Annotated in this window: 13 protein-coding genes; 3 read left to right on the top strand and 10 right to left on the bottom strand. The window is 67.9% G+C overall.

Annotated elements, in window-relative coordinates; translation table 11 throughout:
• Positions 1–73: 73 nt before the first annotated feature.
• Positions 74–778: a glycerophosphodiester phosphodiesterase gene (locus tag AC0VYP_RS17515; protein WP_285757102.1), complete on the bottom strand. Its 705-nt coding sequence runs from the start codon at positions 776–778 to the stop codon at positions 74–76.
• A gap of 243 nt (positions 779–1,021) precedes the next feature.
• Between AC0VYP_RS17515 and AC0VYP_RS17510 the strand changes: the two genes are divergently transcribed.
• On the top strand, positions 1,022–1,792 hold the full coding sequence (locus AC0VYP_RS17510; RefSeq protein ID WP_285757101.1) for a DeoR/GlpR family DNA-binding transcription regulator: 771 nt from the start codon (positions 1,022–1,024) through the stop codon (positions 1,790–1,792).
• A gap of 36 nt (positions 1,793–1,828) precedes the next feature.
• On the opposite strand, the gene AC0VYP_RS17505 is transcribed toward AC0VYP_RS17510, so the two are convergent.
• The 9 genes from AC0VYP_RS17505 to AC0VYP_RS17465 form a co-directional block, all read right to left on the bottom strand.
• Positions 1,829–2,293 carry a VOC family protein gene (locus tag AC0VYP_RS17505; RefSeq protein ID WP_475470752.1) on the bottom strand — a complete coding sequence of 155 codons (465 nt, stop codon included), beginning with the start codon at positions 2,291–2,293 and terminating at the stop codon, positions 1,829–1,831.
• Positions 2,294–2,486: 193 nt separating this feature from the next.
• The gene (locus AC0VYP_RS17500) at positions 2,487–3,734 is read right to left on the bottom strand and encodes a Gfo/Idh/MocA family protein (protein ID WP_285757100.1); all 1,248 of its coding nucleotides are present in this window, start codon (positions 3,732–3,734) and stop codon (positions 2,487–2,489) included.
• A 32-nt stretch (positions 3,735–3,766) separates the two neighbouring features.
• Positions 3,767–4,777: an ABC transporter permease gene (locus AC0VYP_RS17495; RefSeq protein WP_285757099.1), complete on the bottom strand. Its 1,011-nt coding sequence runs from the start codon at positions 4,775–4,777 to the stop codon at positions 3,767–3,769.
• Positions 4,774–5,781: an ABC transporter permease gene (locus AC0VYP_RS17490; RefSeq protein WP_285757098.1), complete on the bottom strand. Its 1,008-nt coding sequence runs from the start codon at positions 5,779–5,781 to the stop codon at positions 4,774–4,776. Before AC0VYP_RS17490 ends, AC0VYP_RS17495 begins: the two co-directional genes overlap by 4 nt.
• The gene (locus AC0VYP_RS17485; protein ID WP_475470749.1) at positions 5,778–6,254 is read right to left on the bottom strand and encodes a hypothetical protein; all 477 of its coding nucleotides are present in this window, start codon (positions 6,252–6,254) and stop codon (positions 5,778–5,780) included. Before AC0VYP_RS17485 ends, AC0VYP_RS17490 begins: the two co-directional genes overlap by 4 nt.
• Before the next feature lie 48 nt (positions 6,255–6,302).
• A complete protein-coding gene (locus tag AC0VYP_RS17480) occupies positions 6,303–7,349 on the bottom strand; it encodes an ATP-binding cassette domain-containing protein (protein WP_475470748.1) in 1,047 nt (348 codons plus the stop codon).
• 96 nt (positions 7,350–7,445) lie between these two features.
• The gene (locus AC0VYP_RS17475; RefSeq protein WP_285757096.1) at positions 7,446–8,528 is read right to left on the bottom strand and encodes an ABC transporter substrate-binding protein; all 1,083 of its coding nucleotides are present in this window, start codon (positions 8,526–8,528) and stop codon (positions 7,446–7,448) included.
• A 62-nt stretch (positions 8,529–8,590) separates the two neighbouring features.
• On the bottom strand, positions 8,591–9,742 hold the full coding sequence (locus AC0VYP_RS17470; protein WP_285757095.1) for an ROK family transcriptional regulator: 1,152 nt from the start codon (positions 9,740–9,742) through the stop codon (positions 8,591–8,593).
• Between the two features lie 414 nt (positions 9,743–10,156).
• Positions 10,157–11,395 carry an MFS transporter gene (locus AC0VYP_RS17465; RefSeq protein WP_475470747.1) on the bottom strand — a complete coding sequence of 413 codons (1,239 nt, stop codon included), beginning with the start codon at positions 11,393–11,395 and terminating at the stop codon, positions 10,157–10,159.
• Between the two features lie 330 nt (positions 11,396–11,725).
• Here AC0VYP_RS17465 and AC0VYP_RS17460 point away from each other — a divergent pair, with 330 nt between their 5' ends.
• Together AC0VYP_RS17460 and AC0VYP_RS17455 are read left to right on the top strand one after the other, a co-directional pair.
• Positions 11,726–12,742, top strand: coding sequence for a LacI family DNA-binding transcriptional regulator (locus AC0VYP_RS17460; protein WP_475470746.1), 1,017 nt, complete (start codon positions 11,726–11,728; stop codon positions 12,740–12,742).
• Between the two features lie 320 nt (positions 12,743–13,062).
• Positions 13,063–14,790, top strand: coding sequence for an ABC transporter substrate-binding protein (locus AC0VYP_RS17455; protein ID WP_475470744.1), 1,728 nt, complete (start codon positions 13,063–13,065; stop codon positions 14,788–14,790).
• Positions 14,791–14,839: the final 49 nt, after the last annotated feature.

The following is a 14,839-nucleotide window of genomic DNA, read 5'->3' as shown; positions in this document are numbered from 1 at the left end:
TACGAAATAAAATTGATTCAGTAAAATATTTGCCGCGAGTGTCGGGCGGGCGGTGGGAGGGGCGCGGCCCGATTCAACCGCGGCGCGGGGGGCGAGACGCCAGCAACCGGGTCAGGTCGGCGGGCTGATCCGTGCTGATCGCGTCCACTCCCATCTCGATCAGCCGGACCATCTGCGACACGTCGTTGACCGTCCAAGCCGAGACCGCGCACCCGTATCGGTGGACCCGTGCGACGACGTCGGGGTCCAGCAGCGGCCAGTAGGCGTCGTAGAAGGTCGGTTGGACGGCCTGCCACAGTGCGGCCGGCGGGAGTCCCTGCTCGGCCCAGGTCAGCATGAGTCGCGCGTGCGGCCGGCGTGCTCGCAGCGCGCGCATCGCGTCGATGGAACCGTTGTAGAGGACCTGGTCGAGCATGCCGTGCGTCCGGACCACGTCGTCGGCGGTCAAGGCCACCTGGATCGAAGGAACGTTCAGTACCAGCTGGGGCATCTGCGGCCAGACGAACTCGGCGAGAACCTCCATCAGGGTGGGGATGCGCCGGTCCCTCCCGTCGCCCAGGCCCGCTAGTTCCGCCAGGGTCAGCTCCGAACCCGTGTACGGCATCCGCCAGAAGCGCTCCAGCGTCTCGTCGTGCATGAGCACCACGTGCCCGTCCTGCGTCAACCTGAGGTCGATGCCGACCAGGTCCACGCCGTCGCGGGCGGCAGCACGTAGGGCAGGCAGGGTATTCTCCCGAAACCGAGCGGGATCCCCCCGGTGAGCGATCGTCAGCGTCATATGGGTTCTCCAGTGCGCGCGACGTGGAGCCGGACGGCTTGGTGACCAGAGTGCCAAAAACCACGCCGGACCGCACGTGACGCGGCCAAAAACCCCGAAGAAGACAGTTTGCGCATCGTGCGAGACGCATCACCCCAGGGGCGCAACGCGTGGCCTGCCGCGAACTGGGAAACTTCTAGAGAACCAGATGCGTCGATCACAGTGACGCACGCCCACCACGACGACCGATCGCGAAGGCCAGAGATGATCCCCGACCAGCGCCGCGAACACATCCTCAAGCTCTTGCAGGAACGTCACGTTCTCAGCATCAACGAGCTGACGTCGATGCTGTCCGTATCCCACATGACGGTGCGGCGCGACATCCAGGCACTGGAGAACGAGGGCAAGGTGCTCTCGGTCACCGGAGGGGTGCGCCTGGCAGCCCGGCTCAAGAGCGAGCCCTCCTACCTGGCCAAAGCCCAGTTGGAGGTTCCCGCAAAGCGCGCCGTCGCGCGCGCTGCCGCCGAGTTGGTCAGGGAGAACTTCACGATCTTCCTGGACGCGGGCACCACCATGCTCCAGATGGTCCCGATGCTCACCGACAAGGTGGGCCTGACGGTGGTCACCAACGACTTCAACGTCGTCGGCCACCTCATGGAGTATCCCAACATCGAGCTGATCCACACCGGTGGTGTGGTCTCGCATGCCGACCACTCGTCGGTGGGGCAGTTCACCGCCGATTTCCTCGGCAAGGTGAACGTGGACATCGCGTTCATCGCCAGCAGTTCCTGGGACGTCGAACGCGGGACCACGACTCCCTCCGAGGCCAAGGTGGTGGCCAAACAGCAGCTCATGCGGATCGCCTCCAAGCGCGTCCTGGCCGTGGACAGCACCAAGTACGGCAAGTTCGGCACATTCCGGGTGGCCAGCCTGGACGACTTCGACCTCATCATCACCGACGACAGGTTGCCCCAGACCGCGGTGCAGGAGGTGCGCGAACGCGAGATCCGTCTGGACCTCGTGGCCGCGGAGTAGTCGATGCCCCCGGCCGCCCCGGTCAGCCGGGGCGGCCTAGTCGTCGTCCGCTTCGGTGGGGCAGTGCAGTTCCAGTTGGAAACCGTCGGGGTCCTCGAAGGACAACAGGGAACCCGAGGAGCAGTGCACGATGGGGGAGTGTTCCACGTCGAACGAGGTCAGGCGCTCTTCCCAACTCTCCAGGGCGACCAGGTTGACAACCTCGAACCCGATGTGGTCCACCCCGGCGTGCCGGTAGTCGAAGCGCGCGTTGAAATGGTCCCGGTGCTGGGTCAGGCACAGCAGCAGGCCGGAGGAGTGGCGGCACGTGGTGCGGAGCCAGCGGGCCTCGTCCTTGGTCTCGAACTCGCGGAAACCGAGCACGTCACGGTAGAACTCGACGCTGTCGTTGCGATCGCGAACGGACAGGGTGATGTGTGAGATCCCGGTCAGTTGGGGCACGGAGACCTCTCGGTGGCGACGGTGCAACCGAAGCCTGCGGTGGGTGAACAACGTGGGCACGATTGCCCAGCTTACGCCGCTGCCAACAGGTTTCAAGACGTTTTAGTTCACTGTTAAGAAATGTTCGGCCATGCCGTTGAACGGTATTCTTGAACACGATTTTCAGTGCTCTGACCAGCGACGATGTCGGGGGGGCGGAAAATGGGCGGCGCCGGCCGGCCCATTGCCCGACCGGCCGGCGCCAAATGCGTTCCTAGCGCCCCGAGCGCCAGTTGCCGGTGGCGACATCCGGCACGAAATCGGTCAGGTCCGTGGAGTCCAGGTCGATACGGCGGCCTTCCTGCGCGGACAGGTAGGAGGCCATCAGCACCTTGGTCACCAGCAGACCGTCGTGCAGGTCCTCGGCGGGCGGGGTGCCCTGAAGGAAACTCGTCACCATGTGCCGGTTCTCTTCGGTGTAGCCGTACGCGCCCGCCTCATCGGACAGGATCGGCATCAACCCGCCCTCGGCGTTCTGCTTCTCCACCAGGTCCTCGCCGGGCTTGCCCGAGATCTCCCGGCTGAGGAACACCTTGGCCTCGGTGTCCAGGGAGTTCACCGCCATCGCGTACTCCGGGCCCAGCAGCTCGAAGGTCAGCCGTAGACCGGCGCCCACGTAGCTCCACGACGTCGTGCCCTCCGAGACCACCTCGTCGCCGTCGCCGTTTCGGTAGACGACCGTGGAGCGCGCGTAGTCCTCCGAAGGCGCACGCTGGTAGTCCACCTCCGGGCCGAAACGCTCCCGCAGCTGCTCGGAATAGGCGGGACGCGCCCACTTCAAGCAGGCGATGGTGGCGTCCACGCTGACCGGCGTCAGCCACTCGGACTTGCGCACCCCGGGCGGAGTGAGCAGGAACCGGCCCGCCTCCACGCTGTGGCACATCATGTCGTTGAGGACGCCGCCGCCCTGCTTGTCGCCCTGCCAGAACCAGGCACTGTGCGGGCCGCTGTGCTCCTCGGCGCACCTGGCCAGGTAGGGGGCCCCCGCTGCGGATGCCCCACGTGCCCACACCAGCTCGTGGGCACGGGTCACGCCGGGGGCGAACACCTGGTTCTCCAGGTAGCCGTGGGACAGACCCACACTCTCCACCAGTGCCAGAACCTCGGCAGCCTCGGCGACCGTGCGCCCGAGGGGCTTCTCGATGGCGATACCGCGCAGGGAGGCCCGGCCCGAACCGACCTCCTCCACGATCGCGCGCACGGTCTCCAACCGGACGTGGTTGGGGGTGGTGAGCCACACCGCGTCCACGGCCGGATCACGCACCATGTCCCGGACATCGGAGTAGCCGGTGGGGTCGCCCACCTGGATCTTGCGGGCCAGGTCGCACACGCCGCGCACGGTCTCGGCGTTGCGTCCGCTTACCGCGACGACGTCGGCATCGCGCACGCCCCGGAAGGACCGGGTGTGAAACTCCGCGATGAACCCGCTGCCGACGATGCCGACGCCCAGACGCTCACTCATGTGTCATCTCCAATCGTTCGAGGTCCTACGACTCATTGCCGCAGGCGTCTTTGCCGCCCGTACGCCGAGAGCACCACCAGCAGCACCAGGCCGTAGATGATCTGCCGGGGCGCGTCGCCGGCTCCGCCGCCCAGTTGCAGGATGCGCAGGAAGGAGTCCAGGACGGTCAGCAGGATCGCGCCGATGATGGTGCCCAGGTAGCCCCCGACGCCTCCGATCAGCGCGGTGCCGCCGACCACGGTGGCCGCCACGCTGGGCAGCATGTAGGGATCCGCCAGCCGCAGGAACACGGTCTGGGTGTAGCCCAGGAGCAGGAGGCCGCCCACGCCCGCGAATACCGAGGACAGCACGTAGGCGCTGAGCTTGACCGCCTTGGTGTTCACCCCCGACAGGTAGGCCGCGTTGGGGTTGCCTCCCACCGCGTAGAGACGCCAGCCGTAGGAGGTGCGCCGCAGCAACCAGATCACCAGGACCGACAGGGCCAGCCACAGCCACAGCACACCCGGGATGCCGGCCACGGTGTCGCCCGTGACCAGGGTCCGAAGGGCCGGCGCGGCCGACCCAGCCGGACGACCGCCCGTGTAGAGCCGGATGAACCCGTACACCACCGCGATCATGCCCAATGTCATGACCAGGGGCGGGACCCTGAACATCAGGATCCCCACGCCGTTGATCACTCCCACGATCGCCGCGGCCCCGAGGGCCAGGACGACCGCGAGCAGGAGGTTCTCGTTGGAGCCGTCCATGTAGCGCGAGCCGATGATGGCCGCCAAGGTGGCAACCGCCCCCACGGACAGGTCGATGCCCTCTCCGCCGGCGATGATCACCAGGGTCTGCCCGATGGCGATCACACCGAGGAAGGAGGCGAGCATCAACAGGGTCAGGATCTGGCTCCATGACGCGAACGCCGGTGAGACGATCGCGGCCACCACCCATAGGGCCAGGGCGGCGATCCCGGAGACCACCACCGGATCGCGTGCGGCGCGTCGCAGGCGGTCAGCGATCGGACTGGAGGTCGGAGTGGATGTCTGCGGAGCGCTCACGCGGTCCTCCCTTCGCTGCGCCCGGCGCGTTCGCTCCGGGCGGTGAGCAGGCCGGCCAGCGCGATCGCGATGATGATGATCGCGCCGTTGACGAGTTCGCGGGCGTTGGTGGGCACACCCGCGAAGAACACCAGGTTCTGGATCAGGGTCAGGATGATCGCGCCCAGGATGGAACCGCCGGCCCCGCCCGCGCCTCCGCGCAGCCGGGTGCCACCGATCACCAGGGCGGCGATCGATCCGAGGGTCAGTTCGTTGCCGATGAAGGGGTCGCCCGAGCCGGAGTTGGCCAACAGGGCCACGCCCGCCAGTGCCGCCACGGTGCCGCCCGCCGTGTAGGCGAAGACGCGGACCCAGGTGACGGGAACCGCCGAGGCGTAGGAGGCCCCCGCGTTACCGCCCACGGCGTAGAGGTACTGGCCGATGCGCTGCGCACGCAGCAGCCGCCACGCCAGCCAAAGAACGAGCAGCAGCAGGGCCGGAACCGGAACGAGGTAGGCGAACACCTGCCGGTAGCCACCGGTGAGCACGGCCGGCACCGTTCCTCCGGGGGAGGACAGCACCAACAGCGCGACGCCGCCGAACACGAAGCTCGTGGCGAAAGTTGCCACGATCGGCTGCAGCCGCAGTACCGCGACGAGCAGGCCGTTGAAGAGTCCGCACGCGGCCCCGGTGGCCAGTCCCGCGGCCAGGGCCAGCGGTACTTGGGAGGGGTCGCCGCCGTCCATCAGCCGCACGGTCACCACCGAGGACAGTGTGACGATGGTGCCGATGGACAGGTCGATACCGCCCGACAGCACGATGATCGTCTGGGCGACGGCGACCGTGGCGATGGGCAGGATCGTCGCGAAGTTGGCGGTCATCCCATAGGGCGTGAAGAAGTTGCCCTGAAGGGTCGCCGCGGCGGTGACGGTGACGATGAGCAGCACCGTGGTGGCGACCATCGGCATTCGAGCCCGCGTCAGGTTCGAGACGCTGGTGCCGGCCCGGGCGGTGAGCGTGTTCACGAGTCCTCCCGCTCAGGGGCGGCCGGGTCGGTGTCCGCGGTCGCCGTGGTTGCGACGGCCCGGTCGGCCTCGGTGATGTGCATGGCGCTGGAGACCAGGGTCTCCTCGGTGAGCCGGTCGCCCTCGACCTCGTCCACGATCCGTCCCTCGAACAGGACCAGGACCCGGTCGCACAGCTCCACCAGTTCCCGGTCGTCGCTGGCCGATATCAGCACCGCGGCCCCCGACGCGGCCAGTTCCCTGACCACGTGGAAGAGTTCGGCCTTGGCGCGGACGTCGATGCCCTTGGCCGGGTCGTCCATCAGCACCACCCGTGGTTCGGTGGGGAACCACTTGCCGACCACGATCTTCTGCTGGTTGCCGCCCGAGAGGGTCGAGACCGGGTCGTCCAAAGAGCCGTAACGGGTGGAGATGCGCTCGGCGACGGCCCGGGCGGCGGCCAGTTCGCGCTTGCGGGACAGCCCGATCCCCAACCACGCGCGCCGCCCCGCTGAGGGCAGTGCGAAGTTCTCCAGGATCGGTCAACCCAACGCGAGCCCTTGCGAGCCCCGGTCACCCGGGACATAGGCAATTTTGGCCCGAACGGCCTGCTTCGGCGAGCGCGACTGCACGGTTTCGCCGTCCAGCGTGATCGTTCCGGCGCGGGGCTTGAGCGCACCGAACAGTGCAGAGAGCAGGTGGGACTGGCCCTGGCCCTGAAGGCCGCCCAGGCCCAGGACCTCTCCGGCGCGAACCTGGAAGGTGGCGTCGTGCAGACGGCCCGCGGACAGTCCGTCCACGTCCAGGCGAACCTCGTCGGTGGCGCTGGACTCGGTGCTTTCCGCAGCGGCGAGCTCACCCACCATCAACTCGACCAGGTCGCGCTCAGGGACTTCCGCGATCGTCACGGTGCGGATATCGGAGCCGTTGCGCATGATCGTGGCGCGGTCGCACACCGCGAGGATCTCGGCGAGCCGGTGCGTGATGAACAGGACGAGGACACCCGACTCCCGCAGTTCGCGGACCACGTCGAACAGGACCTCCACCTGCCTCCGACGCAGGGAGGCGGTCGCTTCGTCCAGAACGAGCACCCGCGGTTGGCGAACCAGTGCCTTGCACACCTCCACCACCTGGCGCTCGCCCGGGTCGAGGTCGGCCACTCGCTCGTCCACGGGAACCCGGCCGCCGAATGCCTCGGCGAAGCGCTCCAGCCAGGGAAGGGCCAGGCGCCGCGCGGCGGCACGATCGCGCACCCCCCGTTTGCGCGGCTCCACACCGAGGACCAGGTTGTCCAGGACGCTGAAGTCGTCGATCAGCGACAGCTCCTGGTAGACGGCGCTGATGCCCGCCTCGGCGGTGTCGCGGGGGCCGCGCGGGCGCAGAGCCCGCCCGTTCAGCCGTACCTCCCCCTCATCGGGGGCCACGACCCCGGTGAGGACTTTGAGCAGCGTGCTCTTACCGGAACCGTTGGGGCCCAGCACGGCGTGCACCGTACCGGCCTCGGCTGCGAAGTCGGCTCCGTCCAGTGCGGTCACGCCGCCGTAGCGCTTGCGCACCCCGGTCATTTCCAGGAAGGCGGTCGATGCCACCGGGCTCGCTCCTTCGGGTCGAGTCGTCATTGGGTCACCGCGGGCCCTTGCGTACGGCGGACCCGGGACGGGCCCGCCGTACGCAAGGTGGGACGGCTACTGGAAGTAGGCGTCGGCCTCTTCGGGGGTGAGGCTGCCGTCCACCGCATAGGTGTCGGGCTCGCCTTCAACGGCGCCGAACTGCTCGTCGAAGTTGTCGTCGGTGACGGTCTCGGGGATCGGCAGGTAGAGGGTGTTGCCGTCGAGGGCGTCGGAGGTGAACTCCTGGCCCTGCAACATCCGGACCGCCACGTGCAGCGCGGAGACCGAGCCGGCGGGCGGGTTGGGCACGCCGATGCTGGAGTACTCGGCGTCCTCCTCGCGCTGCTCGGCCCAGCGCTTCATGAAGCCGACACGAGCCTCGCCGGTGATGGCGACGTCGCCGACCTTGCCTTCGGACTCCAGTGCCTGGAACGCGCCCAGCGCCATACCGTCCTGGACGAAGATGCCGTCCACGTCCGGGTGGCTGGCCAGGAGGTTCTGGGTCACCTGCTGGCCGGTGGCCTGGTCCCACTGGGCGAAGTCGTTGGCCACGACCTCGACGCCGGCGGAGTCGAAGACCTCGGTCGCACCGGCCCAACGGGCCTCGTTGGCGGGGTGACCGTCGATGCCGTTCACCGCGATGATCGTGCCGCCCTCACCGACCTCGTCGGCCAGCCACTGGGCGTTTGCCGCTGCCCACTCGCCCTGGTCGATCACGACGTTGGTGACGCTCTCGGAGGTGACTGCCTGGTCGATCGCCAGGACGAGGATTCCCTGGTCGTCGGCCTCTGCGAAGACCTGGTCCAAGGCAGTGGGGGAGTTGGGGTTGACGATGATGGCGTCCACCCCCGAGTTGATCAGGTTGCGGATCTGCTGGATCTGGCCGTTGACATCCACGTCGGCGCTCTCGACGACGAGTTCGTCCACGATGTCCTGGGCCTGGTACTCCCCGACCGCCTCTTCCAAGGTGGCGAGCATCTGCTCGCGCCATTCGCTGCCGATGAAGCCGTTGCTCAGGCCGATGGTGAAGGGGCCCTCGGCCGCACCGTCGGCGCCGTCGCCGCCGCCGGAGTCGGGAGTGCTACAGGCGGTCGCGCCGATCAGGAGCGCGCCCGCGGCCAGGGCGGAGAAGTCGTGCCATCGCGGTCGTGAACTCATCGTGGCCTCCAGGGGTGCCGATACTGTCCGGGTCGCGGGGGAGGCGACCCAGGGGATTGTGGTCAGGCCGCGCCCTGTCCGGTGGACAGCGCACGGTTGATGTAGTCGGGGGCGAGGATGTGGTCGATCGCCAGACGCCCCGCGCCGAGCGAACCGCCCTCTTCCCCCGACCTGCTGGGAACAACGGTGAGGCGGTGGGTCGCCAGTGGCAGGGAGCGCTGGTAGATCACTTCGCGCATTCCGGCCAGCAGCGGTTCGTGGACCTGGGCCATCACGCCTCCCACGACGATGGCCTCGGGATTGAAGAAGTTGACGAGGCCGGCGAGCACGTCGCCGATGACCCGGCCGCCCTCGCGGACCAGTCGCAGTGCGGCGGCGTCTCCCTGGTTCACCAGGGTGACGACGTCGTGTCCGGTCCGCGCGGGCGTGCCCGCCGCGCTGAGCCGGGCAGCCAGTGCCGCACCGCCGGCGACCGCCTCCAGGCAGCCGGTGTTGCCGCACCGGCACACCGCGTGGGGGGCGTCGGGGACCCGGATGTGCCCTATGTCGCCGGCGCTGCCCTGTGCGCCTCGGTGGAGTCGGCCGTCGGCGACGATGCCGCAGCCGATTCCGGTGCCGATCTTGACGAAGAGCAAGTGGGCTGAGCCCGGGTAGGCGAAGCGTCGTTCGCCCAGTGCGAGGACGTTCACGTCGTTGTCCACGAGGACTTCGACGTTGTATCGGCTGGTGAAGAAGTCGGGGATCGGGTATTCGTGCCAGCCGGGCATGATCGGTGGGTTGACGGGGCGCCCGGTCGCGAACTCCACCGGGCCGGGGACGCCGATGCCGATGGCCTTGACCGATTCCAGCGGCCGGTTGGCCCGGGTCAGGAGCTCGTGCATGCGGGCGTCAACGTGTGCCAGGACTTCGTGCGGGCCCTGGGTGATCTGGATAGGGGTCTCGCAGCTGGCCAACGGCTTTCCGCCGATGTCCAGCAGAGCGACGCGGCAGTGGGTTGCGCCGAGGTCGACTCCGAGTACGCAGTTGTGGGCCGTGTTGAGGCGGAGCAGGCGGGGCGGCCTGCCCCCGGTGGATTCCCCGGGTTCGGTCTCTTCCACCAGGCCGAAACCGATCAGCGCGTCAACTCGCTGGGCCACGGTGGAACGTGCCATTCCGGTCTGCCGGGCGAGGTCCGTCCGGGTCTCGGCGGCCCCGCGGCTGATGAGGTCTAGCACGTCTCCTGGTGAGTTCAACACGGTCTCCGGATTCCCATGTGTGGTGTGCGACACAAATTAAGATGACTTAGGACTGATCGTCAACACTACTTACGTCGATCATCGAACGAAGTTATCGAAACGAGTTCTGCCGAAGGGTCGGCAAAAGCCCCTCTTTTGCCTGTTCGTCGGGGCGGAATGAGTGGCCCTGGCGCAAGGGGAGCGCAGGTCAAGACAGAGTCGCGGTGTTTCGGGTCACCGTTTCGGGCCACCATGTGGTGCGGCCGTGGCGCCCGGCGTGTTCACGCGCAGGGTGTGACCGCGATGATGCTGCTGTTGTGCGGCGCGACGGCAGAGGCGGCCAAGAGGACCGCCCTGCCCCGGAGGGGCGGGCGGCCTTAAGCGGACGGCCCGTCCGGGCCGGCCGAGCGGTGGTCAGGACGTGTGAACCGGTTCGACGGGAGCGGGAGGCCCGGGAACAGGGCGCGGGGCGTACCAGCGTGAGCGCACGAGCGCCACCGACCCGATCAGGGCGATTGCCGCTGCGGCGGTGGTCAGCGCGAACGCACCCTGAGGGCCGAATCGTTCGGCCAGAGTCCCGGCCACCGAGGCCCCCGCGGACTGGCCGAGAATCAGGAAACTCAGCATGACGGTCATCGCCTGGGCCAGTCGTGCGGCCGGGGCGGCGCGTTCGATCAACGAGAAGATCGTGACCACGTGTGGTCCGATGGCGCACCCCAGCAGCAGCATCGCCGCGAGGAGGCCCCAAGTTCCCGACGCGACGATCAGTCCAGCCGAAAGCAGGGTCAGTGCGCCGGCGGCCATCCGCAGCCGGCTCGCGAGCCCCACGGATGGCGGAACCGATGCCATCAGGAGCCCGGCGACGGCACTGGTCACACCCATCACCGCGTACATCAGGCCGGCCAGGTCGGGGCGTCCGAGCTGTTGACTGAAAGCGGTCACCCCCGCTGTCGCCCCACCGAAGAACGCGCCCTGGCACAGCATCGGCACGGCCAGTACCAGCAGCCCCACGCGCCATAGCCGGTCGCTGTGCGGGTCGGGTCGCGTCCCGGGCAGTGCGCTGCGGTGCACGGCGAAGGCTGTCCCGAACACTCCGACCAGGACGGCGGCACCGACGACTCCGGCCGCGGGACTCGCCACGACGGCGAGCACGCCGACCACGGCCGGACCCACCACGAAACCGGTCTCGTCCAGTACGCCGTCCACGCTCAACGCGGCAGAGACCGAGCGGTCCCGGTCGGGGGAACGGGTGGCGATGGAGATCCACCGGGCCCTGGCCAGCGGCCCGATCTGTGGCATGGCCAGGCCGGCCAGGGCGCACAGTCCGATCAGTGGTGCCGTCGCCCATCCGGCGGTGACCGCCGCGACGAGGGCTCCCAGCAGTACGGCCTCCACCAGCGAGGCCAGCAGTACCACTGGCCGCTGTCCGAGTCGGTCGGCGAACCGTGCGATGACCGGCCCGCCGAGTGCCTCGCCCAGAGCGAGCGCACCTGAGGCGAGTCCGCCGGCGGCGACGCTGCCCGTCTCGGTGGTGACCAGCGTGAGGACGCCGATCAGTGCCATGGACATGGGGAGTCGGGCCAGGAACGAGGCGATGAGCAGGGGGGCACCGGCGATTTCGTGCATGCGACGCAGCGCGGCGAGAGGGGACACGGCTGAAGAGTGCTCCTTACAACTCTCCAGGCGGCGCCTTCCCGGAGCATGGGGCTCGTATGCCGGTCGCGGCGGGCGCTGTCAGCTTTGGGGAGTGGCTGGACGAGCCCGGGGGTGCGGTAGGCCACCAAAATACATCCCACCTATCGTTCGTCAAGTTCCGGACTGGGTAGGCCCTTGGCAGACTCCGTCGGCCGGGCAGGTCATCACGTATTGTCGATGGGGTGAATTGACGGCCCGAGAAGTAATACGATGCGCAGCGAATGCAGAAGTCCGTCAATTTCCGGTTGTCGATGGTGAACCGGTTCACTGAACGAGCGGGGAGATGGTATGAGGCGCCCGACGATCGTCAACATCGCCAAGGCGGCCGGTGTCTCCAAGGGGGCTGTCTCCTATGCCCTCAACGGTCGCCCCGGCGTCTCCGACGCGACTCGTCAGCGGATCCTGGACATCGCCGAGCAGTTGGGGTGGGCGCCCAGCAGTGCGGCCCGCGCCCTTTCCGACGGGCGTGCCGGGGTGATCGGCCTGGTGGTCAACCGTCCGGCGCGAGCGCTCTCGGCCGAGCCCTTCTTCATGCGGCTGATCGGCGGTATCCAGGAGGAACTCGCCGGTGGCGGTACCGCGCTGATGCTCCAGGCCGCCGACGACCGCGAGTTGGAGCTGGCGACCTATCAGCGGTGGCACGCGGAGCGCAGGGTCAACGGGGTCCTGCTGGTCAACCTGCGCCGCAACGATTCCCGGCTGCCGGTCCTGGCCGAGATGGGCCTGCCCGCCGTCGTCATCGGGGGGCCGGAGTACACCGACGGTTTCTCCTGCGCCTGGACCGATGACGCCGAGGCGATGAACGAGGTCGTCGAGTATCTCGCGGCGCTCGGCCACCGCCGGATCACCCGGGTGGCCGGCCCTGCTGAGTTCGTGCACACCGAGGTCCGGTCGATCGCCTTCGACCGGACCGCGCGTGAGGTCGGGCTCGACGCCGCCGAGGTGGTGTACGCCGACTACACCAGTGCAAAGGCCGCCGAGGTCACGCGTGCCCTGCTGGGCTCCGAGGCGCCGCCCAGTGCGCTCATCTTCGACAACGACCTCATGGCGGTGGCCGCGCTGGGTGTCGCCCAGGAGCTGGGGGTCTCTGTGCCCGAGCAGCTGTCGATCGTGGCATGGGACGACTCTGTGATCTGCGGTGCCATCCGGCCCGCGCTGACCGCGGTGGGGCGCGACGTCAACCAGCACGGGCGATTGGCGGTCTCCCTGCTCATGGAGCGGATCGCCGGGGCCGCGGTCAAGGCGGTGCCTACGCTGCCCAGCAGGCTGCTTCCGCGTGCCAGTACCGGCCCGGCCGGGCGCTGAACTCCACCGCCCGCACCCGTTGCCGGAGGTTTCCCTCCATTGCGGATGCGGTACTTTCGGCCTCTTTCCGAAGATAAGAGAATTTTTCTCGATTAACCGGTTTAGTTTCTATAACGCATCTTGACGCTGAACCGGTTTAGTGATGTTCTTTCGTTCACCCCTCCACGTGACCTGGGTCACTGGTCCGGGGTGAGGCATCCGCATCAGGACCAAGAACGCGTGAGCGGGCGGTCGGCTACGGGGGGACCACGGCCTGGGCGCGCTCTGAGGACTGCCGCGCGGGGACATCCCCGATGCGGTGGATGAAGGAGACTAACACGATGCGAAACCGGTTCAGGTTTCTGACCCCCCTCGTGCTGGCCGCGCTGGTGGCCACCTCCTGCTCGGGCGGCGGAGGTGATCCGGCGGACGCCCCCGCCGGCAACTACCCGCGCGAGCAGACGCTCTACACCGGCGGCAGTCAGTGGGGGCCGCCCATCAGCTGGAACCCGTTGAGTCTTGGCAATTACGCGACCGGCACCGTCGGCCTGGTCTACGAGACGCTGTTCCTGTTCGAGCCGGAGACCGGCGAGTACCTTCCGTGGCTGGCGCAGAGCGGCGACTGGACCGACGACGCCACTTACGAACTGAAGCTGCGCCAGGGCGTCGAGTGGTCCGACGGCGAGGCGTTCACCGCCGACGACGTGGTCTTCACCGTCGAACTGGGCAAGCTGGAGACCAGCTCCTACAGCAACCTGTGGGAGTGGCTGGAGAGCGTCGAGGCCACCGACGAGCACACGGTCGAATTCACCTTCTCCAAGGCCAACTACGCCCAGTGGGCCAACTGGCTCTACTTCAACGCCATCGTGCCCGAGCATTTGTGGGCTGATCGCTCCGAAGAGGAAACCGTCACCGGAGCCAACGAGGAGCCGGTCGGTACCGGCGCCTACGTCTACGAGACCCACGACCAGGACCGTCAGGTCTGGAAGAAGAGCGACTCCTGGTGGGCCACCGAGGCCCTGGGGCACGAGGTCGCCCCCACCTACATCGTCAACATCGTCAACACCAGCAACGAGGCGGCGCTGGGGCAGGTCCTGCAGGGCGGGGTGGACCTGAGCAACAACTTCCTACCGGGGATCGCCCAACTGGTCGAGGGCGGTTACGGGGTCACGACCTACTACCCCGAGGCGCCCTACATGATCGCGGCCAACACCGCGTGGCTGGTGCCCAACACCACCAGGGAGCCGATGGACGACGCCGAGTTCCGCAAGGCGCTCGCCGCGTCCGTGGACATCAACGAGATCGTGGACGGTGTCTACGGCGGAATCGTCACTCCTTCCGATCCCACCGGTCTTCTCCCGGCCTGGGACCAGTACATCGACACCGAGGTCGTGGACGAGTACGCCACTCCCTTCAGTTCCACCGAGGCCGCGAAACTCCTGGAGGATGCCGGCTACACCGACGGCGACGGCGACGGCTTCGTCGAGACCCCCGATGGCGACCCGATCGAGCTGTCCCTGATCGTGCCCAGCGGGTGGACCGACTGGATGGAGGCCGCCCGGGTGATCAGCGAGAGCGCCCAGGCCGCCGGTATCAACGTCACCGCGGACTTCCCCGAGTTCAACGCGCTTGTCAACCAGCGCAGCAGCGGCGACTTCGATCTGCTCATCAACAATGAGCGCCAGATCAGCAACACCCCCTGGACCTACTACGACTACATCTTCCGCCTGCCGGTCCAGGAGTCGCAGTCCACGGTCAACTTCGGTCGCTACGAGAACGAAGATGCCTGGGACCTGGTCGACCAGCTCGACCAGGTGCCGGTTGACGACCCCGAGGCCATCAGCGAGGTGACCGGGAAGATCCAGCAGATCCAGCTGGAAGAGATGCCCATCATCCCCCTCTGGTACAACGGCCTGTGGTCCCAGGCCAACGAGTCCGTCTGGACGAACTGGCCCTCCAGCGAGACCGACAACCACTATCTGCCCTCGACCTGGCGCGGCTACTTCCAGTTGGGCGCCATCCTGGCGCTGACCGAACTCGAACCGGTGGCCGAAGAAGAAGCAGAGTAGGGAACCAGTCGAGCGCCCGGTGAATGCCCCGGTCCCCGTCCGCCGCCTC

It is taken from the genome of Nocardiopsis sp. iso_186 (assembly GCF_056173365.1).
Note: the sequence above shows the minus strand (reverse complement) of the source record. Positions and strands in the feature narration are given on the sequence as shown.